Source organism: Micromonospora sp. R311, from assembly GCF_056780015.1.
Window position 1 is genome coordinate 1 of the sequence record NZ_JBSWCE010000054.1, and the last position, 24,888, is coordinate 24,888.

The 24,888-nt window shown below is 74.7% G+C and carries 20 protein-coding genes and 1 pseudogene; 3 read left to right on the forward strand and 18 right to left on the reverse strand.

Annotation, left to right across the window (positions count from 1 at the left end; translation table 11 throughout):
• The 4 genes and pseudogenes from AC1WTP_RS31295 to AC1WTP_RS31310 all read right to left on the reverse strand — a co-directional run.
• Positions 1–338, reverse strand: a pseudogene (locus tag AC1WTP_RS31295) (hypothetical protein); the annotation flags it as partial.
• Between the two features lie 764 nt (positions 339–1,102).
• Positions 1,103–1,732 (reverse strand): hypothetical protein, encoded by a 630-nt coding sequence (locus AC1WTP_RS31300; RefSeq protein WP_481652839.1) that lies wholly within the window; start codon positions 1,730–1,732, stop codon positions 1,103–1,105.
• Positions 1,733–1,744: 12 nt separating this feature from the next.
• Complete coding sequence (locus tag AC1WTP_RS31305) at positions 1,745–3,529, reverse strand: DUF4012 domain-containing protein (RefSeq protein ID WP_481652840.1); 1,785 nt, start codon at positions 3,527–3,529, stop codon at positions 1,745–1,747.
• 118 nt (positions 3,530–3,647) lie between these two features.
• Entirely contained in the window at positions 3,648–4,865 is a 1,218-nt protein-coding gene (locus tag AC1WTP_RS31310; protein WP_481652841.1) for a glycosyltransferase family 4 protein, read from the reverse strand.
• 159 nt (positions 4,866–5,024) lie between these two features.
• Here AC1WTP_RS31310 and AC1WTP_RS31315 point away from each other — a divergent pair, with 159 nt between their 5' ends.
• Positions 5,025–5,579: an arsenate reductase/protein-tyrosine-phosphatase family protein gene (locus AC1WTP_RS31315; RefSeq protein WP_481652842.1), complete on the forward strand. Its 555-nt coding sequence runs from the start codon at positions 5,025–5,027 to the stop codon at positions 5,577–5,579.
• Here the strand turns inward: AC1WTP_RS31315 and AC1WTP_RS31320 are convergent.
• The 9 genes from AC1WTP_RS31320 to AC1WTP_RS31360 form a co-directional block, all read right to left on the reverse strand.
• Positions 5,560–7,020: a tyrosine-protein kinase domain-containing protein gene (locus AC1WTP_RS31320; RefSeq protein WP_481652843.1), complete on the reverse strand. Its 1,461-nt coding sequence runs from the start codon at positions 7,018–7,020 to the stop codon at positions 5,560–5,562. The genes AC1WTP_RS31315 and AC1WTP_RS31320 overlap by 20 nt on opposite strands.
• A 733-nt stretch (positions 7,021–7,753) precedes the next feature.
• Positions 7,754–7,951, reverse strand: coding sequence for a hypothetical protein (locus AC1WTP_RS31325; RefSeq protein WP_481652844.1), 198 nt, complete (start codon positions 7,949–7,951; stop codon positions 7,754–7,756).
• Between the two features lie 206 nt (positions 7,952–8,157).
• Positions 8,158–8,745: a TMEM165/GDT1 family protein gene (locus AC1WTP_RS31330; RefSeq protein WP_481652865.1), complete on the reverse strand. Its 588-nt coding sequence runs from the start codon at positions 8,743–8,745 to the stop codon at positions 8,158–8,160.
• A gap of 223 nt (positions 8,746–8,968) precedes the next feature.
• Positions 8,969–9,934 (reverse strand): L-histidine N(alpha)-methyltransferase, encoded by a 966-nt coding sequence (gene egtD / locus AC1WTP_RS31335; protein ID WP_481652845.1) that lies wholly within the window; start codon positions 9,932–9,934, stop codon positions 8,969–8,971.
• A gap of 52 nt (positions 9,935–9,986) precedes the next feature.
• A complete protein-coding gene (gene egtC / locus AC1WTP_RS31340) occupies positions 9,987–10,733 on the reverse strand; it encodes an ergothioneine biosynthesis protein EgtC (protein WP_481652846.1) in 747 nt (248 codons plus the stop codon).
• Positions 10,734–10,818: 85 nt separating this feature from the next.
• Complete coding sequence (egtB, locus tag AC1WTP_RS31345) at positions 10,819–12,144, reverse strand: ergothioneine biosynthesis protein EgtB (RefSeq protein WP_481652866.1); 1,326 nt, start codon at positions 12,142–12,144, stop codon at positions 10,819–10,821.
• Positions 12,145–12,152: 8 nt separating this feature from the next.
• Entirely contained in the window at positions 12,153–13,388 is a 1,236-nt protein-coding gene (gene egtA, locus AC1WTP_RS31350) for an ergothioneine biosynthesis glutamate--cysteine ligase EgtA (RefSeq protein ID WP_481652847.1), read from the reverse strand.
• Positions 13,389–13,527: 139 nt separating this feature from the next.
• Positions 13,528–14,448, reverse strand: a complete 921-nt coding sequence (locus AC1WTP_RS31355) for a hypothetical protein (protein ID WP_481652848.1) — start codon at positions 14,446–14,448, stop codon at positions 13,528–13,530.
• A 16-nt stretch (positions 14,449–14,464) separates the two neighbouring features.
• Complete coding sequence (locus AC1WTP_RS31360) at positions 14,465–15,094, reverse strand: RNA polymerase sigma factor (RefSeq protein ID WP_481652849.1); 630 nt, start codon at positions 15,092–15,094, stop codon at positions 14,465–14,467.
• A gap of 536 nt (positions 15,095–15,630) precedes the next feature.
• Between AC1WTP_RS31360 and AC1WTP_RS31365 the strand changes: the two genes are divergently transcribed.
• Positions 15,631–16,980: a serine/threonine-protein kinase gene (locus tag AC1WTP_RS31365; protein WP_481652850.1), complete on the forward strand. Its 1,350-nt coding sequence runs from the start codon at positions 15,631–15,633 to the stop codon at positions 16,978–16,980.
• 208 nt (positions 16,981–17,188) lie between these two features.
• Here AC1WTP_RS31365 and AC1WTP_RS31370 read toward each other — a convergent pair whose 3' ends face one another.
• From AC1WTP_RS31370 to AC1WTP_RS31390, 5 genes are all read right to left on the reverse strand, one after another.
• Positions 17,189–19,669 (reverse strand): ABC transporter permease, encoded by a 2,481-nt coding sequence (locus AC1WTP_RS31370; protein WP_481652851.1) that lies wholly within the window; start codon positions 19,667–19,669, stop codon positions 17,189–17,191.
• Positions 19,666–20,442, reverse strand: a complete 777-nt coding sequence (locus tag AC1WTP_RS31375) for an ABC transporter ATP-binding protein (protein ID WP_481652852.1) — start codon at positions 20,440–20,442, stop codon at positions 19,666–19,668. Before AC1WTP_RS31375 ends, AC1WTP_RS31370 begins: the two co-directional genes overlap by 4 nt.
• A 145-nt stretch (positions 20,443–20,587) precedes the next feature.
• Positions 20,588–21,253 (reverse strand): response regulator, encoded by a 666-nt coding sequence (locus AC1WTP_RS31380; protein ID WP_481652853.1) that lies wholly within the window; start codon positions 21,251–21,253, stop codon positions 20,588–20,590.
• On the reverse strand, positions 21,250–22,470 hold the full coding sequence (locus tag AC1WTP_RS31385) for a sensor histidine kinase (RefSeq protein WP_481652854.1): 1,221 nt from the start codon (positions 22,468–22,470) through the stop codon (positions 21,250–21,252). Before AC1WTP_RS31385 ends, AC1WTP_RS31380 begins: the two co-directional genes overlap by 4 nt.
• An 83-nt stretch (positions 22,471–22,553) precedes the next feature.
• A complete protein-coding gene (locus AC1WTP_RS31390; RefSeq protein WP_481652855.1) occupies positions 22,554–23,237 on the reverse strand; it encodes a DUF305 domain-containing protein in 684 nt (227 codons plus the stop codon).
• Between the two features lie 137 nt (positions 23,238–23,374).
• Here AC1WTP_RS31390 and AC1WTP_RS31395 point away from each other — a divergent pair, with 137 nt between their 5' ends.
• The gene (locus AC1WTP_RS31395; protein ID WP_481652856.1) at positions 23,375–24,820 is read left to right on the forward strand and encodes an LVIVD repeat-containing protein; all 1,446 of its coding nucleotides are present in this window, start codon (positions 23,375–23,377) and stop codon (positions 24,818–24,820) included.
• The last annotated feature ends 68 nt before the right edge of the window (positions 24,821–24,888 follow it).

The following is a 24,888-nucleotide window of genomic DNA, read 5'->3' on the forward strand; positions in this document are numbered from 1 at the left end:
TCGTTGCGCTCACCCAGGTGACCCAGGTTCTCCAGCTTCGACTCCTGCAGCGCGGTGGCGATGGCCACCACGGCGGCGCGCTCGTCCATGTCGGACTTCTTGGTCGCCGCGATGATCGCCTTCACATTCGCGATCTGCTCGTCGCCCAGCGTGATGTGCGACTGCTTGCCCTGCACACCGTGCGGAATCAGCTTGCCCTTGTCGGCCTTGTCGGCCTGCACCACGGCAACCGCCTGCTCGACCGGAGCAGCCTGCGCGGTAGCCGGACCAGCGAACACACCACCGGCGAAGGCCAGACCAGCAACACCGAGAACGCCCTTACGCATGATCGTGTTCATCACGAAGCTCCTTGGGGGTCGACGCCACCAGCCCAGGGGGAGGGCGTGGTGGCGCAAGCACCGTCCGGCGCTCGAAAGTCTTGGGGGAAAGATCCGACGCTCGCGGGCGGGGGTGCCCTTGCGGCGCCGCGACCATGTGTAACGACCGGCGGCCCGCCACCATTCCGCGGCCCGGCCCCGCACCCGATCAGGCGGCGCGGGCTCTTGCTCGATCGTCCGCATGATGTAACGCCCCCGACCCGCCCCCGATTCCACCACCCGGACGCACCCGGTCACACCCACAAACCCGACACCCACCCCACCACCCGACAGACCACGCGCGTTCAGGCTGCTCTAACTTCGGTCGGCGTCGTCGGATGGGCGTGTCGTTGCGGGTTGGCATGGTGTCTCTTGGCGGTGATACCTGAGAGGCATTTTGATGACTCTGAGGTATCACGCTCTTTCCGCGATGTGGCCCCCGGTGGCGAGTGGTGGTTGACGTCGTCGGGTCGCCCTGCTCGGTGAATCGGGCACGGTGCCCGTAGCGGCGAGGGTGCGGCCCGCCGTGCCGGGCGCAGGAATCAAACCTGACCGCCCGGAGCCGGGCACGGCGGGAAACACCCCAACCGCGACCGACCCCGGACCTTGGACCCGACGGACGGCGCGGAGGCGGCCGGAAGCACACCCGCACGCAAGGACCGAAGACAAGGGCTGGCGCCCGCCGGAAGGTTCCGACGGGCGCCAGCCCCATGGGTGTCCGGGCCCTGCCCGGGATGGTCAGCCCGTCAGCGCGCCGCTCCGCCGAGGCGACGCCGACGCCAGGCCAGCGTCATGAGCAGCAGTACCGCGCCGGCGCCCACCAGGCCGCCGCCGAGCTTCATCGGCGTACCCAGGCTGTCGCCGGTGACCGGCAGCGGCTGCTGGCCCGGGCGCCGGGGCAGCACCCGGACCTCGGCGGAGGCCGTACGGCCGGACTCGTCGCCGGTCGCGGTGAAGGTCAGCAGACCCGTGATCGACGGCTTGTACGGCACGGTGAACCGGCCCCGGGAGTTGGTGTGCGCGTAGAAGGTCAGCGGGGCGCTGGCCTGGAACGCCACCGGAGCCATCGCGACCGTGCTGCCGTCGCTGCGACGCGCCTGGCCGGGGGCCGGGGCGGCGAGCGGGGCGACGCTGACCACGATGGTCACGCGCTCGTTGCGGCCGAAGTTCCGGCCCGTGAGGACGACGGTCTCACCGAGGGTGATGGTCGTCCGGTTGACGCTGAGCGTCGCCACTCCGCCCGGCGGATATGCCGGTGGTTGGGGCGTGTCCGTCAGCGTGGGCGCCGGCTGCGGCTGCGCCGCCCCCGCTGCGGTCGGCACGGCCACCACGGCCAGACCGACCGTGAGCGCCATGATGATGCGGGATAGCCGCATGTTGGTTCCCTCCTACTGGTCACAGCTTTGTGCGGTAACAACTTGGGTGGTCCATGGGGTGGCGGTGGGCGTGAGCCACAGCTCGGCCGCTCCGGCGCCGGTCTTCGCCGTCAGTACGGTGACCTCCAACGTGCGGGAGGCTCCCGGGGCGACGTCGACCATGGCCGTGGCCACCTGGCGACGCCGTTCGGTGCCGGAGCCGAGCACCACCTCGACACCGTCGAGGCGAGCGTCGATCACCGACCCACCGGCGGGGCTGTACACCGACACGAAGGTCCGTGCGGTGTACGGGTCGCCCGCCAGGCCGAGGCCGAGGACCGACTTGGTGAGACCGGTCTTCGGCGCCGTCGAGCGCAGGGTGACCCGCAGCCGGAGCTGACGGCGCCCGTCGGGCCGGCAGTCGCCGACCGCCAGGTCCGCCGCCGGACGCAGGTGGTAGCCGAGCTTCGCGCCGCTGCCGTCGTTGAGGAACACGCCGACCGTCGGCACGGTGTCCTGCTCCGGAAGCGTCCCGGCCATCCGGCTGTCGCCGAACGTCCGCTGTTCCTCCGGACGGGCACTCCAGAACAATATCCGGCGTTCCCGGACAGCACGGTCAAATACGGACAACAACACCTTCGGGTTGACATTCTTCTTGAAGAAGCTGTCGAAGACCGCAGCCGCGGCGGCCGCGAAGTACGCGTCCTGTTGCCGGGTGTCGAGCCGTTGGTAGCTGTCGCTGAGCAGGGTCCGCACGGCGGTCTCGCTGTCCAGCGGCGCGTGCCCGGGCACCAGCACCGGCCCGGTCGCCTTGAGCAGGTACGACAGCACCACCGGGTCGACCGCGAGCACGCCGTCCACCTCGATGCCGGTACGCCGACGGACCATCTCGCGGTACAGGTTGGCGGCGGTCGGGAAGTGCGGGCTCAGGTTGACGTCCGCCGGGTAGATGCCGGGCAGGTCGGCCCAGAGCCGGCGCACCTCGGCGGGGATCTTCAGCGCCGGGGTGAAGCGACCCAGCTGGGAACTGCTGCCCTGCTTACCCATCCGCACCCGGCCGCCGTCGGCGTGCAGGACGGCGTACGCGCCGATCATCCCGCCGGTGGCCCGCAGCTCCGCGTTGTTCTGGGAGACCAGCAGGTAGCGGCGCGGGCCGTCGACGCCGAGCAGGGGCGGCAGCAGCCGGGCGGCCTGGTCCGCGGCCGCGGTGAGGTCCGCCAGCCGGTCGATCTCGCCGCGCAGGTCGGTGAGCGCCTGTCGGATCTGGCTGACCAGATCGTCGACGGGCACCTTGGCGAGGCTGGTCCGGGTGTCCCGCACGGTCTGGTGCACCGTGGACAGTTCGGTGGAGAGCGAGCGCAGCCGGGCCACGTCCAGCTGCCCCTCGGTCGGCACGAGGCCGCCGAGGTCGGTGCGGAGCAGGCTCGGGAACGCCCGTCGGGCCAGGTCGTCGATCGCGATCGAGATCTGGCGTACGGCGGCCAGGTCGTCGCCCGCGAACGGCGCCCGCCGGCCGACCCACCAGCCCGGGTCGGCGGTCGCGTCGCGCGCGGCCGCGGACTGCTCCTGCAACGCGGCGAGGGTGCGTTGCGCCCGCGCGGTGTCCCCACCGACGACCTGGGCGCTCAGCTCCCGGGCCAGCCCGGCGGCGTTGAGCAGGTGGGCGCGGGCCTGCCAGCCCCGGAACCCCACCCAGCCGGCGGAGACCAGCAGCAGCGAGCCGACCACCAGGGCGCTGAGCAGGGCGCGGCGCAGCCGGGCGCGCCGGCGCCGCCGGGACCGGCTGCGCCGGCGGCCCGGGCTTTCGCTCTCTGTCACACCATCTCCGTTTCCGAAATCGGACAGAAGGGCACGATTTCTCTGACGTTCTTAGCACGTAACGAGCGGTCTATGCCGGAAATGACGGTCTGAGGCGTATGCGAGGATCGCTCGCCGGTCAGCGGGTGGCGGACCGGGCCGCCACGGCGTCGTACAGCAACCGTTCGATCCGCTCGACCCCGGCGTTCAGCGACATCTCCCGCAGGTACGCCTCCCGGCCCCGCCGGCCCATGTCGACCCGGGCGGCCGGCGGGATGGTGGCGGCCAGCCAGAACCGGTCCGCCAGCGCGGCCCAGTCCTCCGGCGGGCAGGAGAGCCCGGCCCGGGCCCGCTCGACCAGCCGGGCGGTGTCCCCACCGGCCGACGCGACGACCGGCGCCGCGCAGGAGAAGGCCGCCTGGAGCTTGCCCGGCACCGTGGCCCGCAGCTCCGGCAGGTCACGCAGCATGACCAGCTGGTAGTCGGCGGCGGCGTACAGGTCCGGCATGTCCAACGGCGACCGGCGCTCGACAAAGCGCACGTTGTCGGCCCGCAACTCGGCGGCGAGCCCCCGCACCCGCCGCTCCTGCGCACCCGAGCCCACCAGGACCAGGTCCATCGTGCTGTCCAGCGCGGCCGCCGCCCGGACCGCGGTCTCCAGGCCCTGCCGGGATCCGATGGTCCCGGCGTGCATCACCACGCACCGGCCCTCCCGGCGGACCAGTCGCTGGGCGGCGGCGCTGGGCCGGGCGGGGCGGAAGATCCGCTCGTCGGTCCAGTTGAGCACCACCCGGACCCGGGCCGGATCCGCGCCGGCGGCGAGCACCGGATCCCGCAGCGACGGCGCGGCCACCGCGATCGCGTCGGCGGCCCGGTAGGTACGCGCCATCGCCGCGCCGATCCGCCCGGCCCACCGCCCGTCGGCGCCCGGCTCGTCCTGGGCGCAGACGTCCGGCACGTGCAGGACGGTCGGCACCCGGCCGAGCAGGCGCAGCAGCCCGGCCGCGGCGAACGCGGTCGCCGGCGGCTGGTGGACGTAGAGCGCGTCCACCTCGGCGAGGTACCGCCGCCCGGCCACCAGGGCGCTGCCGGCGAACGAGAGGTAGCCGGCCATCCGGGCCCGCACCGAGGCGTCCCCGCCGGCGTACCGGGGCACCCGCCGGACGGTGAGCCGCTCGCTGCGCGTCTCGTGCTGCCAGCGCTGGCGCCACCCGGGATAGACGTACCCGCCCGGGTAGTCCGGGAAGCCGGTGAGCACCCGGACCTCGTGGCCCCGGGCGGCCAACTCCTCGGCCAGGCTGCCCGGGATGAAGGCCGGCTCCGGCGGGAAGTGGTACGACAGGATGCCGATCCTCACCGGGTCACCCCCGTCCGGAGCGGACGGCTCGGCGCGGCACCACCGGTGGTGGGGGTCCGACCCGCGTACGATGCCGACAACCCCTCCGCGGTCGGCCGTCCCCGGCCGGCCGCCGTCGCGACGACCCGCGCCGCGACCGCGCCGACGAGAGGGGTCCAGATGACCGACCGGGTGCTGTTCGTCTGCCACGCCAACCTGTGCCGGTCGCCGATGGCCGAATACCTGGCCCGGCGGCTGCTGGCCGACCGGCCGGTCACCGTCTCCAGCGCCGGCACCGACGCCGTCGAGGGTCTGGCCATGCACCCGTACGCCGCCGAGGTGGCGGCGGAGACCGGCGCGGACCCGTCGGGGTTCCGCAGCCGGTTGCTGCGGCCGGAATACCTGGAGGGCGCCACGCTGGTGCTGACCTCGACCCGGCGGCAGCGGTCGGTGTGCACCGCGATGGCGCCGGCGGTGCTGCACCGCACCTTCACCCTGCGCCAGTTCGGCCGGCTGGCCGCGGCGGCCGAGCCGCCGGAGGACCTGGCCGACGACTCGTTGCAGGCCGCCGTGGTGGCGGCCGCCCGGGCCCGGGGGCGGCTGCAACCCGCCGCCCCCGGTACGGACGACCTGCTGGACCCGATCGGCGGCACCGCCGCCGACTTCCGAGGCTGTGCCGAGGAGATCGAACGGTCCCTACGACCCCTCGCCGCGCTCATCGGGGCAGCCGGGTGAGTTCCTGCGTACGGTCCGGGACACCGGCGGCCGCGCGCTCGGCGTGCCGGCCGCTGGCGGCCCGGTCCGCCGGCACGGAGGCGGTGGGGGTCGAGGCGACCACCCGGTAGGCCTCGTACTGGTACGCCTCGGTCTTCGGCACCTTGGCCATGTTCAGCACGCAGCCGAGCAGGCGGACCGAGACCGAGTTCAGCGCGCGGGCGGCGGCGGCCACCTGGGTGCGCGAGGTCCGACCCTGCTGCGAGACGAGCAGCGCGCCGTCGGCCTGCACGGCCACCACCACGCCGTCGGTGACGGCGAGCAGCGGCGCGGTGTCGATGATGACGATGTCCGCCGACTCCCGCAGCGCCAGCAGCAGGTCCGACATCGCCTTGGAGCCGAGCAGCTCGCTGGGGTTCGGCGGCGCCGAGCCGCTGGGCAGCACCAGCAGGGACTTGTCGCCCCAGCGCTGCACCACGTCCCCCACCTGCACGTCGCCGACCAGCACGTCGGTGAGGCCGACGCCGGCGTCCAGGCCCAGGTATTCGTCGACCTTGGGCCGGCGCAGGTCGGCGTCGACGAGCAGCACCCGCCAGCCCGCCTCGGCGAGCGCGATGGCCAGGTTGCAGGAGAGCGTGGTCTTCCCCTCCCCCTGCAACGCGCTGGTCACGGCGATCACCCGGGCCGGCTCGTGCACGTCGACGAAGCGCAGGTTGGTACGGAGCTTGCGGACCGCCTCGGCCCGGGCCGAGTTCACCGCCTCGCCGACGATCAGCGGCTCGGACCGGGCGCTGCCCTCGAACGGGATCTCGCCGAGCAGCGGGCTGCCGGTGGTCCGCTGCAGGGTCGCCGCGTCGCGCAGCCGCACGTCGGCCAGCCCGCGCAGGATCGCCAGGCCCACCCCGCAGAGCAGCCCCAGCAGGGTGCCGATGGCGAAGTTGCGGACGGGCTGCGGTGAGACCGGGCTGGAGCTGACCCGGGGTCCGCTGACCACCTCGATCTTGATCGGGCCGGCCTGGCCGTTCGCCGGCGTCTCGACCTTCTGCACGAGCTCGACGAACTTCGCCGACAGCGTCTCGCTGACCCGCAGCGCGCGGGTCTGGTCGGTGTCGGTCACCGACGCCCGCAGCAGCACCGTGCCGGTCTCGGTGGAGGTGCTGACCCGGCGCTGGACCTCCTCCGCGGTCAGCCCGACCGCGTTCTCGGCCACCACGGCCTGCGCCAGCCGGTCGCTGGTCAACAGCTCGGCGTAGGACTTCACGCGCTGCTGCATCAGCAGGCCGCCCTGGTAGGCGTCGGTGACGCCCTGGCTCGGCGTGGTGACGAAGAAGGTCACCGAGGCGACGTAGCGGGGCTCGGCCCGGACCGTGACGAGCGCGGTCACCCCGAGGGCCACCATGACCGTCACCAGGACGATCCACCAGTGCTGGCGGACCAGGCGAAGTTGGCGGTACAGGTCCATCAGGCGCGCCTCCGTACCAGGCCGGTAACGCCAAAGAACTTCACGAAAAACCCCCAAGGTCGACTTAATCTCGTGAAACCATTAAAGCGGCTCTTACGCCTTATGTCCGGAGTTATCTGTTTTCGCCTCGCGAGAACGCACGCCCGGAATTACCAACCCGAGAAGTGGTCGTTCGGCATCGCCCCGGCGGCAGAAAAGCCGCCCGGGACGTCGGAAAGAACCGACCGGCGCCGGAGCGGCCGCCCGCAAGTTGGGCGCTGCCCGTCCCGGATCGGGTCGGAGACGATGGGCCGGTCATTCCGGCTTCCGCCGGGCGAGGCGCTGAGCGGCGCGCTCTTCGGCCTGCTGGCGCAGGCCGGACGTGGTGGCGGCGCTCGTCCCGCCGGCGCTGGCCGCCTGGGCCCTGATGCACCTCGCGGGCGTGCGTGCCACCGTGGCCGGATGGTTCACGGCGCCGGTAAGCGGCGACCGGAAACCGCGCACGCACGTCTCCCCGGGCGCCCGGAGCACCGTCGGCGGCCGGGTCCGGGCCGGCCTCGCCGGTGCGGTCCTCGCCCTGTTCGCCGGGGTCCCGGTGTGCGGCACCGACCTGGCGCCCTGGTCACCACCCCGGTCGCCGCGAGGGAGCGGGTCGACGCCGCCCGGGACGGCGTGCCGTACGTCTTCCAGCGGCCCCGACGGCTGAGCCGCGGCGGGGCGCGCGGCCGGTGCCGCCCGCCCCGCCGCGTACGCCTCAGTGGCGCCGGTCGGCCGGCGCCCGCCGCTCGGCCTCGTCGGCGAGCGCGTCGGCCGCCGGTTCGGTCAGATCGTCGCCCGGCACCGCCACCTCCTCGGCCCGGTCCTGCTCGTCGATCCGCCCGCCGGGTGGCGGCTCGGGGGCGGTGGCGCCGCCGGCGAACCCGTACTCGTTCGGCTCGTCGTGCTTGCTCATGTGTTTATCCTCCCGCTTTCTCCGCTTTCGCCTCCTACCGCTCACGGTAGGTGGCGATCCCGGTGCCCGCAGGGCGGCGGCGATAGTCGCGGCGAGGGCGGGCCGGCCGTGGTCAGCGCGGCCCACAGCAGCTGGCGCAGCAGGATGATCGCGGCTGCCGCAGCCCACCGCGGTCGTTAACCCGCACAGGTGCGGGTGGTCGGCGCTCAGCGCAGCTGCGCCACCGCCTCCAGGATCAGCCAGAGCCCGCAGATGGCGAAGAGCACCGCGGCGCCGTAGCGGATGGCCCGCTCCGGCAGCTTCCGGCCGAGCAACCGGCCGACCAGGATGGCCAGCGCGTCCGCCGCCACCATGCCCACCGTGGAGCCGAGCCAGGTGCCGAACCAGCCGTACTTGGTGGCCAGGGTGATGGTGGCCAGCATCGTCTTGTCGCCCAGCTCGGCCAGGAAGAACGCGACCGACACCGCGACGATGGCGGACTTGCTGGTCTTCTCGGCCTTGCGCCGCTCCTGCTCGGTGAGGGTGTCCCCGCGCAGGGTCCACGCCCCGAAGCCGAGGAACGCCAGACCGGCGAGCAGCGAGATCCAGCCGGTCGGCAGCGTGGCGCCTAGGCCGTACCCGATCGCCACCGAGGCCAGGTGCACCACGGCGGTGGCCACGGTGATCCCGATCAGCACCGGCAGCGGCTTGAAACGGGTGGCGAAGGTCAGCGCCATCAACTGGGACTTGTCGCCCAGCTCGGCGACGAAGATGACGCCGAAGCTGACCACCAGCGCGACGAGGAAACCCTCCATGACATCCTTCCGGTCCACGCCGGGAGGAGGTACAGGGGTGCCCTCGACCCGGCTGCGACAGCCTGGGTCGAAGGTCTCGCCCGCCCCGCCGTCGGCCGGGCCGCGTGGCCGGATGCGGAACGCACCAGTGTGTCGACCACGACATTGGGGGCTACTCCCCTTCGCGCCGCCAGCCTAGCCGATCACGGCGCGGCCGGCCGCGCGGGTGGAGATGCTCACCCGCTCAGTCGGCCCGGGCCAGGGTGACGCCGAACAGGCCGTCCGGGTCGGTCCAGAACTCCTCGACGGCGAAGCCGGCCGTGGCCAGTTCCGCGGCGATCCCCGGCGGGCGGAACTTCGCCGAGACCTCGGTGCGCAGTTCCTCCCCGGCGGCGAACCGGAGGTCCAGGTCGAGCACCCGCACCCGCATCGGCCGGCGGGCCCGCAGCCGCATCTCGATCCACTCCCGCTCCGGGTCCCAGCGGGCCACGTGGTCGAACGCCTCCGGGTCGAAGTCCGCGCCCAGCTCCCGGTTGATCACCCGCAGCACGTTGCGGTTGAACTCGGCGGTCACCCCGGCCGCGTCGTCGTACGCCGGCACCACCACGGACGGGTCCTTGACCAGGTCGGTGCCGAGCAGCAGCCAGTCGCCCACCTCCAGGGCGGCCCGGGTGTCGGCCAGGAACCGGGCCCGCTCGGCCGGCAGCAGGTTGCCGATGGTGCCGCCGAGGAACACCACCAGCCGACGCCCGCCGGTCGGCAGCCGGTCGAGGTGACGGGTGAAGTCCCCGACGATGCCGCGTACCCGCAGCGCGGGATAGTCGGCGGCGATCTCGGCGGTGGACTGGCGCAGTGCGCTGACCGAGACGTCCAGCGGCACGAAGGTGCCGAGCCCGCCGCGGCGGGTGAAGGCGTCCAGCAGCAGCCGGGTCTTCTCCGACGAGCCGGAGCCGAGCTCGATCATGGTCTTCGCCCCGGTCAGCTCCGCCACCCGGTCGGCCCGCTCGGCCAGCACGGCGCGTTCGGCGCGCGTCGGGTAGTACTCCGGCAGCCGGGTGATCTCCTCGAACAGTTCGCTGCCCCGGGCGTCGTAGAACCACTTGGGCGGCAGCCACTTCGGATCAGCGCTCAGGCCGGCGCGCACGTCGTGGCGCAGGCCGCGGTCCAGATCCCGCTGTTCGAGGTAGATCTCCAACGGCTCGGTGCTCATCTGGGCTTCCCTTCACTCGGGCGACACGTTGCTCTCCCCGGCCGGACGGCCGTCACACCTGCCCGATGGCGCGCAGCCGCACCTCGGTCGCGGTGCCGGTCACCAGGTGCCCGTCCGGCACCGGCCGCCAGCCGGGTTCGTCGTCGTGCGGTTCGGACGCCAGCAGCACCGACCGCGGTGTGGTGCGGATCGACAGCGCGTGCCCGGCCACGCTGGCCACCACCGTCCGCCCGTCGGTGAGCAGCAGGTTGAGCCGGGAACCAGGGGCGGCCGCGGCGGCCGCGGCGACCGTCTCGGCGACCGCCCGGCCCGGGTCCACGCCGGCGCGCAGCCGGTGCCGCACCAGCGCCCAGAGCAGCGCCGAGTCGGTGGCCGCGTCCAGCGTGAGCAGGTCGCGCACGGGCAGCGCGGCGGCCAGCGGCACCATCGAGTCCGGCCAGCCACGGACCACCCCGTTGTGGCTGAACAGCCACCGCCCCTCGGCGAACGGCGCGGCGGCGTTGTCGAGCACGGCCATGCCGACCGTGGCCGAGCGCACCGCCGCCAGCACCGCGCCGGCCGAGGTGACGGCGGCGAGCTGGGCGATCGTCGGGTCGCTCCAGATCGGTTGGGCCCGCCGGTAGCGCACCGGGTCGCCGTCGCCGGGATACCAGCCGATGCCGAAACCGTCGGCGTTGATCGTCCCGCCGCCGCGCATGTCGCGCGGCGCCCAGGACTGGCGCAGCAGTGAGTACGGCGGGTCGAACAGCAGCTCCCGCAGGCTGACCGGCGGCCCCAGGTAGGCCAGGTGGCGACACATCAGGCGACGCCGCCGCCGGCCCGTCGGCCCCGGGCGGCCCGCCCGCGCGCCACCCGTTCGGTGGTACGCGCCAGGGGTGCCGGCGTCACCCGTGCGCCTCCTCGGCGCTGGCGTCGCGGGCACAGCGGAAGCCGCTGAAGATCTGCCGGCGGATCGGGTAGTCCCAGTTGCGGAAGGTGCCCCGGCAGGCAGCCCGGTCGGTGCCGAACGACCCGCCCCGCAGCACCCGGTAGTCGTCCCCGAAGAAGACCTCGGAGTATTCCCGGTAGGGGAACGCGGTGAAGCCCGGGTGGCCGCGGAAGGGGCTGGAGGTCCACTCCCACACGTCGCCGATCAACTGGTGCACGCCCAACGGCGAGGCGCCCTCCGGGTAGGCCCCGACCGGCGCTGGCCAAAGGTGCCGCTGGTCCAGGTTGGCGTGCGCGGCGGTGGGGTCGTCGTCGCCCCACGGGTAGCGCCGGGACCGGCCGGTGGCCGGATCCCAGCGGGCCGCCTTCTCCCACTCCGCCTCGGTGGGCAACCGCCGGCCCGCCCAGGTCGCGTAGGCCTGCGCCTCGTGGAAACAGACGTGCACCACCGGCTCGTCGTCGCGGACCGGGGCCCACCGGCCGAAACGCCGGTAGGCCCAGCCGTCGCCGTCGCGGCGCCAGTGCATCGGCGCGGTCAGCCCGGCCTCGGTGCGGTGCCGCCAGCCCTCCGGCGTCCACCACCGCGGGTCGTCGTAGCCGCCGTCGGCGATGAACGCGCGGTAGGCGCCGTTGGTGACCGGCGCGGCGTCGATGACGTACGCCGGCAGCTCGACCCGGTGGGCGGGGCGCTCGTTGTCCAGCGCCCAGGGGTCGGTGTCGGTGCCCATGGTGAACGGCCCGGCCGGGACCAGCACCTCGGCGCCGACCCGCACCCGCGGCTCGGGCGGTGCCGGCGCGTCCAGCACCGCCGGGCCGGCGCGCAGCTGGTGGGTGGCGAGCATCGTCTCGTCGTGCTGCTGCTCGTGCTGCACGATCATCCCGAAGGCGAACCCGTCGGCGACCAGCGGCCGGTCGGTGAACCGGATCCCGTCCAGCAGGTCGAAGACCTTGTCCCGGACGGTGCTGACATAGGCGCGGGCCTCGGCCGGCGGCAGCAGCGGCAGGGACGGGCGATCCTTGCGGGGCTGCTTGAACGCGTCGTAGAGGTCGTCGATGTCGTGCCGGACCGGCGGTCGCCCGCCCACGTCCCGGACCAGCCAGAGCTCCTCCTGGTTGCCCACGTGGGCGAGGTCCCAGACCAGCGGGGACATCAGCGGCGAGTGCTGCCGCACCAGGTCGGCGTCGTCGACCGCCTCGGTCAGCAGCGCGGTGCGGGCGCGGGTGCGCGCCAACTCCTCGGCGATCCGGCCGCGCAGCCGCTCCGCCCCGTCCCGCCCCACGATCGCTCCGGTCACCGGTGCCCCCTCTCCGCGGCGGCGCGCCGCCGCCGTACGCCTCGGTGGATCTCGTCGTGCAGCGCCGCCGGCAGGTCGAGCCGGGGCAGCGCCGCCAGCGCCAGGTCGAACAGGGCCGCCGCGGCGGCGGCCAGGCCCGGATCGCGCAGGCCGTGCCGGGCGGCGGCGTGCCAGCGGTGCGCCACCGGCCCGGCGACCGCCCGCGCCGCGTCGACCGTGTCGGGGCCGCTGAGCAGGGCGGCGAGCACCGCCAGCGGCAGCGTCCAGCCCTGGCCGGGCTGCGCGTCGAGGTAGCGCAGTTCCAGGTAGCCGCGCGGGCGCACCGGCGGGAAGAGCGTGCTGACGTGGTAGTCCAGGTCGTCGGTGGTGGGCGGGCGGGGCAGCGCGCCGCCGATCCAGTCGGCGAAGGTGACCCCGGGCGGCGCCGTCCAGTCGGCGCCGTCGCCGCGCAGGCAGAGCAGCGGCGCCTCGAGCACGTACGCCGCCCAGGACGCCACCGGGTCCACGTCGGGCCGCTGCGGCGTCCACACCGGGCGGGTGCGGGCCTGGTCGATGGTCAGCCAGGCCGCCATCCGGGCCGACGCCCAGCCGGTGGGCCGACCGGCGTGCCGGTCCGCGGTGGCGAACGCGGCCAGCAGCGGCGGGCCCACCGCGTGCGCCAGCGCCCAGCGGGCGGCGAACCGCTCCGGCTCGCCCGCGTCCAGGCAGACCTGCAGGCCGGCGGTGCTGTACATCATGGTCCGGCCGGCCGGGCCGCGTCGGTCGAAGACCTGCCGCATGGCCCGGTAGCGGGGCGTCTCGACGACCGGACGGGGAGCCCGGTGGGGATCGATGCCGGTCTGCCCGAGGGCCAGCCCGGCGGCGGCCAGCAGGCCGGTGAGCTGGGCGATGTCGGCCTCGGTGGCCTGGATCAACGCGGCGATCGAGGGTCGCGGCGCGGTGGAGATCTCCAGTTGCCCGCCCGGCTCCACGGTCACGGTGCTGCCGTGCCGGAGCTGCTCGGCGGGGCTGGTGGGATCGAGGGTGGCGGGGCTGTGCCGCCCCAGCGCCGCCCGGAGCCGCTCGCCGTCGACCGGGCGGGCGGGGTGGGCGGCGTCGTGCACGGTCCATTCGAGTTCGACGCCGGTGCGGGTCGGTGGGCCGGTCTTGAAGCAGATCCGCGCGAGGTGCCGGACGGCCGCGCCGGACTCGCGCAGCACGGTGGAATGGTCCAGCTCCGGCGACGTCACCATGGGATGCCCCCTCCCCCTGCCCGATCAACCGGCCGGAGCCACCGTAACCCGACCCACCGACAACGCCGGGCGCGGGCGTCGGGACATCCCCTGTCTAACAGAATCCGGGCGGGTGCCGGCACGAAAACGGGCCGGGCGTTCAGCCGCCCGGGCGGGCGGCGGGCCGACCGGGCGGCCCGCCGGGGCGAGCGCCCGGACCGGCGGCCGGCCGGGCCTGCGGACCCGCGGCGGGCCCGGCGGCCGGACCGGCGGCGGGCCGGGCCTGCGGGCCGGCGGCGGGCCGGGCCTGCCGGGCGGACGCGGGCACGGCCGGTTCGGCGGCGCTGCCGTTCCGGGACTTCCCCGGCCTGGGTCTCTCGGACGACTCCGGCGTGGCCTTCCCGGTGTTCTCCGGCGTGGCCTTCACCGAGTTCTCCGGCTCTGCGGCGCCCGGCACCCGGTCCCGGCAGTAGCCCTCGACCCGGTCCCGGCCACCGGCGGCGCGCACCAGCCCGCCGAACACCGGCGTGTCCAGCGCCTTCTCCCGTTGCGCCGGCGGCCTGGCCAGGTACGCCCGACACAGCCCGGTGAGCTGCTCCTCGCCGGCGGGCGACGGCCCGGCGGTGCCGGGCCCGGCGGTGGGCGGCGTCGGGCTGGGCGCCCCGCCACCGGCGGACGTGGCCGGCCCGCCGGGCTGCCCGGTGGTCGGCTCCGGGGCCGGGGTGGCGGGCCGGGGCGGCGGGGTCGGATCCTGCGGGCGGTCCAGCGTGGCGGCGGCGAAGGCGGCGCCGGCGGTCGCGGTGGCCGCGATGCCAGCGATCCAGGCCACCGCGCCGGCGGTGAACCCGCGGCGGCGCGGCATGTGCTCCGGCGCCGACGCCGGACCGGCCGCTCGAGCCGCGCGGAAGGCGGCCATCGCCGCCTCCTCCCCCGCCAGCTCGCCGGGGCGGGCCGGAGCGGCCGCGGCGGACAGCAACCGGGCCAGCGGGTCCGTCCCGGCGCCAGCGCCGGGACGGGCGGCGTCGAGCAGCCGATCGGACTCGGTGCGGTCGGCGGGCCGGCCGGACCGGCGGAAGCTCATCCTGAATCCCCTCACGTCAACCGTCCGCCGGCTCGGCGTGCGGGGCCTGCCGGCGCCCGTTACGCGGACGGGGCGGGGCGGGGCCCTCCGGTACGGCCGGCGGTTCGGCCGGGTCGTAGCGTTCCATCATCGCGGCGAGCCGGCGCAGTCCACGGTGCGCGGCGGTGCGTACCGCCCCGGGCCGCCGCCCCAGCACCCGGCCGGCGGTCTCCGCGTCCAGGCCGATGACGGCACGCAACAGGACGGCCTCCGCCTCCCGGGGCGGCAGGGTCGAGATCAGCGCCAGCGCCGCCTCGGTGCCGATCGTCTCGCCGGCCCGCTCGGCGGTGTCGGCGTCGCCGGCCAGCTCGCTGAGGGCCTGCACGGGCACGGGCAGTGACGGGCGCCGGCGCTGCCGGCGCAGGTGGTCCATGGCCCGGTTGCGGGCGATCGTCACCGTCCAGGCGCGGAACTCGCCGCCGGTGAAGCTGGGCAGGTCGCGGGAGATCTGCAGCCAGGTCTCCGAGGCGACGTCCTCGGCGTCCGCACCCACCAGGGCGGTGAGGTAGCGGAGCAGGCCCGGCTGGAGGCTGCGGTAGAGGAAGCGGAACGCGTCTTCGTCGCCGGCCTGGGCGGCGACGACCGCCTCGGTCAGCTCACCGCTCACGGGTCCGCCGGCTCCGGATCGCGGGCACGGCACGGCGGCGCACGCCGGATCCGGCGTGCGCGACGCCAGTCCGGTCCGGCAGCCGGACCTGATCCCGCACCCTCAGCCCCCCGCTGACCTGTTCGCACCCGCGGTCGCAACGGCCCGGGCGGCACGTCTGGACACTCGCCACGGGCACCGGCCGGCGGCGTGGTGCCGCGGCGGAGCCGTGGGGCGGGCCCGAGTCGGGCTAACGCTAGGAGGCGGGGGCTGATCGGACAAGTCGGCAACGGTAAGGAAAAGAGTGAGAATTGTCTAGCCGATCGGCCGGCGGGTCGCCGTAACGCACCGGGCCCGCGGGACGCTGCGACGCCCGAATCCGGGCCGTCCGCCCAGCGCAGGCACGGTGCGGGCGGCTCCCGTCACGGCGGGTGCCGGGCCCGTCACAGGATAATCGAGGACCTCGACGTGGCGACGCCCCCGCCGGCCGGCCCGCCGCGGGCCGCGCGGCCCGGTCGCGACGCGTGCGTCAGCAGCGCTCTGGGTACGGTATTGCTGTGTTGTCATCGGAGGTCGTGCTCAGCGGCCGTTATCGCCTGGACGAACGTGTCGCCACCGGCGGCATGGGTGACGTCTGGCGTGCCTCGGACGTGGTCCTCGGCCGTCCGGTCGCGGTCAAGGTGCTGCTGCCGGCGCTGGTCTCCGACCCCGACTTCATCGCCCGGTTCCGCGCCGAGGCCCGGATCATGGCCGCGCTGCGGCACCCCGGCATCGTGCAGGTCTTCGACTGCGGCGAGGACGAGCTGCCCGACGGCAGCCGGGCCGACTACCTGGTCATGGAGTACGTCACCGGCCAGCCGCTGTCGAAGCGGATCGAGGCCGCCGGCCGGTTGGACGTGGCCGACACGATGTCGATCGTCGCCCAGGTGGCGCAGGCGCTGCACGCCGCGCACACCGGCGGCATCGTGCACCGGGACGTGAAGCCGAGCAACCTGCTGGTGCAGGAGGACGGCTCGGTCGTGCTGGTCGACTTCGGCGTCGCCCGGTCGACCAACGTCACCAGCATCACCAGCACCAACGCGGTGCCGGGCACCGCGCTCTACATGGCCCCCGAGCAGGCCGCCGGCCGGCCGGTCTCCGGCGCCACCGACATCTACGCCCTGGGCGCCGTCGCGTACTGCTGCCTCACCGGCAGCCCGCCGTTCACCGGGGACAACCCGCTCCAGGTCGCCGTGCGGCACCTGGACGACGAGCCGCCGGAGCTGCCGCACGACATCCCGGAGGCGGTCCGCGCGCTGGTCGGGCGCGCCCTGGCCAAGGATCCGGCCGACCGGTTCAGCAGCGGCGCCGCGATGGCCGCGGCGGCCCGGGCGGCGGTCTCCGACCCGTCCGCGCCCACCGCCATGGTGCCGGCGGGGGCGGCCGGCCTGCGCCAGGCCGGGCCGGACACCCGCACCGACATGCCGGCGGCGGTCGGCGCCGCGACCGGGCGCCGGCGGCGGGGCACCCTGGTCGGCGCGACGGGAGTCGTGCTGGTCGCCCTCACCGCGCTCGGCGTGGCGCTGAGCGCGGCCCGGGAGGCGGACGCTCCGGCCGTGAAGGTGCCGACCACCGCGCCGGCCACCGCGCCGAGCGGCGACGCCGAGCTGCCGGTGCCGGACGACGACACCCCGGTCAACCCGGCGAACCGGCCGATCCGGCCGGCCGGCTCCACCGGAAAGCCCTCGGCGTCGGTGAGCCCGACCCCCAGCGCGCAGCCCAGCGAGACCAGCAGCCCGGAGCCGACGCCGGATGCGACGACGCCGACCCCGGACGCCTCGCCGTCCACGTCCGCGTCGTCCAGTCCGCCGCCGGACCCGAGCACCAGCCCGACCGGCGACCCGGGCGGTGGCGAATCGGCCGAGTGACCCCGGCCGGCACCGCCGTACCACCCGCACCGATATTCCCAAAACGGACTCACGATGCCGAAGATCGCCCTATGGTCGAAGGCAGGTAGCTGGTTCCGCCAGCCGGCCCGGCTGATCCGGGATCGCTCAGGACCCGGCACCGCTGGCCGGTCCCGCCGCCGCGACGTGCGGCGGGACCGGCCGGCGGATGTCACCGGAGCCCGGCGGGTCACTGGTCGCCGAGCGCCTCCACCACCGGGCGGGCCAGCGCCCGGCGGGCCGGCAGCACCGAGGCGCCCAGCGCCGCCAGCACCGCGACGGCGAGGATGAGGCCGAGCTGCCCCAGCGGCAGCACCAGGTGGAAGTCGCCTCCCATCCGGTCGAGCAGGGCCATCGCGGCGGCGCTGACCCCGGTGCCGAGCCCCACCCCGAGCACCGCGCCGACCAGCGACATCAGCACCGCCTCGACGGCCAGCATGGCGCGCATCCGGCCCCGGGTCAGCCCGACGGCCCGCAGCACCGCGTTCTCCCGGGTGCGCTCCACCACCGACAGGCTCAGCGTGTTGGCCACTCCGACCAGCGCGATCACCACGGCCAGCCCCAGCAGCGCGGTGACGAAGGCCAGCAGCATGTCCACCGTGCCGGTCAGCATCTCCTTGTACGCGCCCTGGTCCATCAGGTTGACCGTCGGGTACCGGGCCAGGACCGTCTCCACGGCGTCCCGGGCCCGGTCGGTGGAGACCCCGTCGGCCGGGACCACCTCGGCCAAAAAGCCCCGCTGGTGCGGGAAGATCGCGGTGAAGTCGTCGTCCGCCACGTCGATCACGTGGCCGGCCGGCACCGCGCCGCCGGTCGGGGACGACCCGTCGTCGGTGACCACGGCGGCGACCCGCAGCGCCCGGCCGCGGACGGTGACCGTCGAGCCGGCCGTCCAGCCGCGCGCCTGCGCCAGTTCCCGGTGCACCAGCACCGTGCCGGGGCCGAACCCGTCGAGGTCGCCCGCGACCACCCCGGTGAGCGTCCGGCCCACCAGGGCCGGGTGGGCGGCCCGGATCTGCATCCCGTTGGAGACCGCGCCGCGCTGCTCGTGCACCACCCCGAGTTCGGGCCGGGCGCGCAGCTCACCGGCGAGCGTCGCCGGCAGGTCGCCCCCGATCCCGGTGACCAGGAGGTCGACCCCGATCTCGGCGTCCACGCTGCGTTCGATGCCGTCCTTGGTGCTGCGGGCGCCGACCACGAACGCGGAGACCAGCCCGATCCCGATCACCAGCGCGGTGGCGGTGGCGGCGATCCGGCGCGGGTTGCGCACCGCGTTCGCCACGGCCAGGCCGGCGGTCGCCCCGAACAGCCGGCGGGCCGGCCAACCGAACACCCGCACCAGGGCCGGCACCAGCACCGGCCCGAACAGCACGATGCCGAAGAAGGCCAGCACCCCGCCGGCCGCGACCAGCACCACCTGGGCGACGAACGCCGCGCCCACCAGCGCGGCGATCCCGGCGGCGAAGACCACGGCGCCGACGGCCAGCCGGGACCGGCCGGCCCGGCGGGTGGGCTGCACCGCCGCGTCGGTGAGCGCGGCGACCGGGGCGACCCGGGTGCCCCGCCAGGCCGGCAGCAGGGCCGCGCCGACCGTGATCGCGGTGCCCAGCACCAGGCTGACCAGCACGGTCGGCGTGGTGACGGTGAGCCCGCCGGAGACCGGCGCGTCCAGCCGGGACATCAGCTCGCCGAGGCCCGCGGCCAGCCCGAGCCCGATCAGCACGCCGGCCGCGGAGGCGGCCAGCCCGACCACGGCCGCCTCCAGCAGCGCGGCGCGGAACAACTGCCCCCGGGTCGCCCCGACCAGCCGCAGCAGCGCGGTCCGGCGGGTCCGCTGGGCCAGCACGATGGCGAACGTGTTGGCGATGACGAACCCGGCCACCACCACGGCGATCCCGGCGAAGGTGAGCAGCACCATGTTGAACTGTTCGAGGTTGCGGACCGCATCGTCGACCGCGTCGTCGAGGATCTGCTGCCGGGTCTTCACGATCGTGCCGGCACCGGCCGCCGCGGCGACTCCCCGGACCAGCTCGGCCTCGGGCACGCCGGGCCGGGCGGCCACCATGATCCGACCGTATCCCTTCTCCCCGGTGACCGCGAGGGCGTCCGGACCGACCAGGCCGATGAACGGCCCGCCGATGTCGCGCGCGGTGTCAGCCACGTCCACCGTGCCGACCAGGGTGTAGGGGCGGGCCGCTCCCCCGGCGCCGCCGACGCGTACCGGCGCGCCGAGGGTGAAGCCCTCCGCGGCGGCCGTCGGTGCGTCGAGCACGACCTCGCCGGGACGGTCCGGCAGCCGGCCGGCCACCACGTCGTACGAGCGCAGGGCCGGCTCGACCGGGATGGCGGCCAGCACGGCGTAGCCGAGGACGGGCCGGCCGTCGGCGCCGACCACCCCGCCGGAGCCGGTCAGTTCGCCCGCCGCGGCGGTCACCCCGTCGACGGCCCGCACCCGGTCGACCAGGGCCGGCGGGAGCGGTTCCGAGTCGGCGTAGACGCCGAGGTCGGTGTGCCGGTCGAAGGCGGCGGCCCGGTTGTACGCGCCGGCCCGCATGCCGTCGACGAAGATCAGCGTGCCGGCGATGAACGCCACGCCGAGCACGATGGCCAGCGCGGAGAGTAGGAGGCGCAGCGCCTCGGCGCGCAGCGAACGCAGGGTCAGCCGGATCACCGGGCCACCGCCTCGCGGGCCGGGTCGAGCCCGGCGAGCGCGTCGAGGACCCGCTCGGCGGTGGGGGTGGCGAGGTCGCGCACCAGCCGGCCGTCGGCGAGGAAGACCACCCGGTCGGCGTGTCCGGCGGCCACCGGGTCATGGGTCACCATCACCACGGTCTGGCCGAGGGTGTCGACCGCCTCGCGGAGCAGCCGCAGCACCTCGGCGCCGGAGCGGGAGTCCAGGTTGCCGGTGGGCTCGTCGGCGAAGATCACCCAGGGCTTGGTGATCAGGGCGCGGGCCACCGCCACCCGCTGCTGCTGCCCGCCGGAGAGTTCCGCCGGGCGGTGCCGCAGCCGGTCGGCCAGCCCCACCGCGGCCACCACCTGGCGCAGCCAGCCGGGGTCGGGGCGGCGGCCGGCGATGGCCAGCGGCAGCACGATGTTCTCCTCGGCGCTCAGCGCGGGAAGCAGGTTGAACTTCTGGAACACGAAGCCGACCCGGTCGCGGCGCAACAGGGTGAGCCGGCGGTCGTCCAGCCGGGTGAGGTCGGCCTCGCCGATGCGCACCGCGCCGGCGCTGGGCCGGTCCAGGCCGGCCAGGCAGTGCATCAGGGTGGACTTGCCGGAGCCGGACGGGCCCATGATGGCGGTGAACCGGCCGGCCGCGAAGTCGACGTCGACGCCGTCCAGGGCGACGACGGAGGCCTGGCCCGAACCGTACCGTTTGGTGAGGCCGCGGGCGGTGACGGCGACGCCGGCGGCGGCGTGCGCGGGAGGTGCGACGGACACGTGGAACTCCCCGTGGAGGTGGGATCTGACGCCACCGACGCTAGGCGCGGAACCGGTCAGTTGATCTCCACCTGGGCGCTCGACCTGGCTACCTCCCGGGTCGCCCGGCCGGCCCCGTGCCGTACGCCCCAGGTCGTAGCCGCCGTCAGCCGCCGGGGGTGACCAGCCCGCTCTCGTAGGCCAGCACCACGGCCTGCACCCGGTCGCGCAGCCGCAGCTTGGCCAGGATCCGCCCGACGTGGGTCTTCACGGTGGCCTCGGCGACGTGCACCCGGGCGGCGATCTCGGCGTTGGACAGCCCCTGGGCCACCAGCAGCAGGATCTCCCGTTCCCGCTCGGTGAGCTGGGCCAGCCGCGGGTCCTCCGCCGGGCCGGGGCCGAGCTGGCCGGCGAACCGGTCGAGCAGCCGCCGGGTGATCGACGGGGCGACCACCGAGTCGCCCTGGGCGACCACCCGGATCGCGGCCAGCAGCTCCTCCGGCGGGACGTTCTTGAGCAGGAAGCCGCTGGCCCCGGCCTGGAGGGCGGCGAACGCGTCGGCCTCGGTGTCGAAGGTGGTCAGCACCAGCACCCGGGGCGGGCCGGCGGGCCGCTCGGCGCAGAGCCGCCGGGTCGCCTCCACCCCGTCCATGGTCGGCATCCGGATGTCCATCACCACCACGTCCGCCTCGACCCGGGCCAGCACCCGCAGCGCGTCGGCCCCGTCGATGGCCTCACCGACCACCTCCAGGTCGGGTTGGGAGTCCAGCACCATCCGGAAACCCGCGCGCACCAGCGCCTGGTCGTCCACGATCACCACGCGGACCGTCATGCCACCACCTCCGTTCCGGGCGTCGACGGTAGCGGCAGCCGCGCCTGCACCTGCCAGCCCCCGGCCAGCCGGGGTCCGGCGGTCAGGCTGCCGTCGTACACCGCCACCCGCTCGCGCATGCCGACCAGGCCGTGACCGCCGGACGGCGCCGGGCCGACCACGCTCCGGCCGCGCCCGTCGTCGACCACCCGGACCAGCACGGCGTCGGGTTCACGGGCGAGGGCGACCTCGACACCCGCGCCGACCCCGGCGTGCTTGAGCGCGTTGGTCAGCCCCTCCTGCACCACCCGGTAGACGGTCAGCTCCAGCCCGGGCGGCAACGGCGCCGGCTCGCCGGTCACCGTGTGCCGCACCCGCAGGCCGGCAGCGCGGAACCGGTCGAGCAGCGCGGGCAGCTCGGCCAGGGCCAACCGGCGGTGCTCCGGGTCGGCGGCCACGCCGGGCCCGTCCGCGTCGGGCGCCGGCTCCGGCCGGCCCTCCTCGCGCAGCACGCCGACCAGCCGGCGCATCTCCTCCAGCGCCTGCCGGCCGGTGTCGGCGACCACCTTCACCGCGGCGCGGGCGGTCTCCGGGTCCCGGTCGAGCATGTACCGCGCCCCGTCCGCCTGCACGATCATGACCGCCATGCTGTGCGCCACCACGTCGTGCAGCTCCCGGGCGATCCGGGTCCGCTCGCCGGCGACCGCGGCCCGCGCCTCGGCCTCGCGCTCCCGTTCCAGGGTGGCGGCGCGCTCCTCGAGGCTGAGCACGTACAGCCGGCGGGTGCGCACGTTCAGCCCGGCCAGCCAGACCCCGCCGGTGACCAGCGCGAAGTAGAGGGCCGTGGTCCACCAGGACAAGACGCCGCGGGTCTGCACGGCGGCCAGCACCACGCCGACGGCGGCGACGGCGCCCGCGAGGATCCCGTCGCGGAGCCGGTCGGCGTACTTGACCACGCTGTAGAGGGCGACCAGCACGGCGACGTCGAAGGCCAGCGGGCCCCAGCCGGCGGCCACCTGGATCAGGGCGAGCGCGGCCACCGCGGCGGCGACCGCCGACGGGTGGTCCCGGCGGAACAGCAGCACCACCGCCATCGCACAACCGACCAGGGTCGCCTTCCAGCCACCGGGCTGGGTCACGATGCCGGCGAGGGCGAAGAGCACCACCAGGCCGCAGACGCAGGCGTCGAAGGCGAGGCTGCGCAGCGGACGGCCGAGGAGCGTGCGGTTCACGGTCACCCAGCGTACGTGGCCGGGCGGGCGGGGCAGGCCTGCGCCATGATCGCCTCTGCGGACGCGGGGCCGGGGCGACGCCCCGACGATCAGGAAGCGAGCAGTTCGCGCATCCGGGCGATCTCGACGGACTGCTCGGTGGCGACCGAGTTGGCGAACTCGGAGAGGGTGAGGTCGGAGCCGACCTTGAGCAGCTCGGTGGCCATCTCGATGGCCCCCTGGTGGTGCTCGGTCATCATCTGCACGAAGAGCCGGTCGAAGTCGGCGCCGCGGGCGGCGGCGAGCCGGTCCATCGCCGCCGGCGTCTGCATGCCCCGCATGGCGCCGTGGTCGTGCCCCTCGACGTGCTCCGACAGGCCCCGGTTCTGCAACCAGCCGCGCATCATGCCGATCTCCGGACCCTGGCTGGCCCGGATCCGCTCGGCGATGGCCCGCACGTCGGGGTCGGCGGCCCGGTCGGGGGCGAGCTCGGCCATCACCAGGGCCTGCCCGTGGTGCGGGATCATCATGCGGACGAACTCGACGTCCATCGCGTTGTGCGGACGCTCACCGGCGCCGCGGACCTCCTCGGCCGGCCGGACGGCCGCCGACTCGCCGGGACGGCCCGGCACGATGACCGGCGGGCCGGTCGGGCCCGGCGTGCCGGTGGACGCGGCAACGGGTCCGGTGTCGCGCGCCGGGTCGCCGCCGGCCCGGACCACGATCAGGATCACCAGCGGCAGGACGAGGGCCAGTGTGACGATCGCCAGGGTCCGCGCGCGCCGGTTGGTCATGGGCCACTCCCTGAGGTCGAGGTCACCGCGATGCTATCCATTGAGGAAGGCACTGACATGTGACTCAGATCACATCGAGGGATGTCGAGGCTCGGTAGGGTGTGGACAGCCGCCACCCCCTTCCGAAGGGCTCGCCGATGATCAGATCCTCCACGCCGCGAACACGGCGGTTCACACTCGTGAGCCTGGCCGCGGCCGGCCTCCTCATCGCCGGCGTCATGACCGCCCCACCGAGCAACGCCCGAGTGGCACCGCAGACCGCGCCGGCCGGCACTGTGGACGCCGGCAGCACCGTCCCCGGTGTCGACGAGATCGTCAGCAGCCCCAACCTGCGGCAGATCGCCAACCTGCCGAAGCAGGCCCCGCTGACCGCCACCAACAGCGACCTCGCCTTCCAGGGCAACTACGCCTTCGTCGGCAACTACAACGGCTTCGTGATCTACGACATCGCCCGCCCCAGCGCGCCGGCCGTCGTGTCGCAGGTGCTCTGCCCCGGCTCGCAGAACGACATCTCGGTCTACGGCAACCTGCTCTTCCTCTCCACCGACTCCTCGCGCAGCAACGACTCCTGCAACAGCGTCGCGCAGTCCGCGACCATCAAGGAGTCGTGGGAGGGCATCAAGGTCTTCGACATCAGCGACAAGACCAGCCCGCGCTACATCAAGGCGGTCGAGACCAACTGCGGTTCCCACACCCACACCGTCGTCCCGGCCAAGGACCGCGCCACGGTCTACCTGTACGTGTCGTCGTACTTCCCGTCGGACCAGTACCCCGACTGCCGGCCGCCGCACGACTCGATCTCCATCGTCAAGGTGCCGCTGGACGCCCCGACCGCCGCGGCGGTCGTGGCCACGCCGAACCTCTTCCCCGACGGCGGATACAAGGGCAGCGGCAACGGCACCGCGACCAGCGGTTGCCACGACATCACCGCCTTCCCGGCGAAGGACCTGGCGGCCGGCGCGTGCATGGGCGACGGCGTCCTGCTGGACATCCGCGACCGCGAGGCGCCGCGGGTGATCGACCAGGTGCGCGACACGAAGAACTTCGCCTTCTGGCACTCGGCCACGTTCAACAACAGCGGCACCAAGGTGGTCTTCACCGACGAACTGGGCGGCGGCAGCGGGGCGACCTGCAACCGGAAGGTCGGGCCGGACAAGGGCGCGGACGCCATCTACGACGTCACCGGCCGCGGTGACGACCGTTCGCTGGTGTTCCGCAGCTACTACAAGATTCCCCGGGAGAACGCCGACACCGAGAACTGCGTCGCGCACAACGGCTCGCTGATCCCCGTGCCCGGCCGCGACATCATGGTCCAGTCCTGGTACCAGGGCGGCGTCTCGGTCTGGGACTTCACCGACTCGGCCAACCCGAAGGAGATCGGCTACTGGGAGCGGGGCCCGGTCTCGGCCACCCAGCTGACCTTCGGCGGCACCTGGTCGGCGTACTACTACAACGGACACGTCTACTCCAGCGACCAGAAGGGGCTGGACGTGCTGCGGATCGACGACGAGTCGATCCCCGGCGCGAAGACGAGGCGCGTCGACCAGCTCAACGCGCAGACCCAGGTCGAGTACCGGAACTGACCGCGACGACACGGGCCCGACCCTGGCGGGGTCGGGCCCGTGTCGCGTCCAGGTGGGCGGCACGTCGG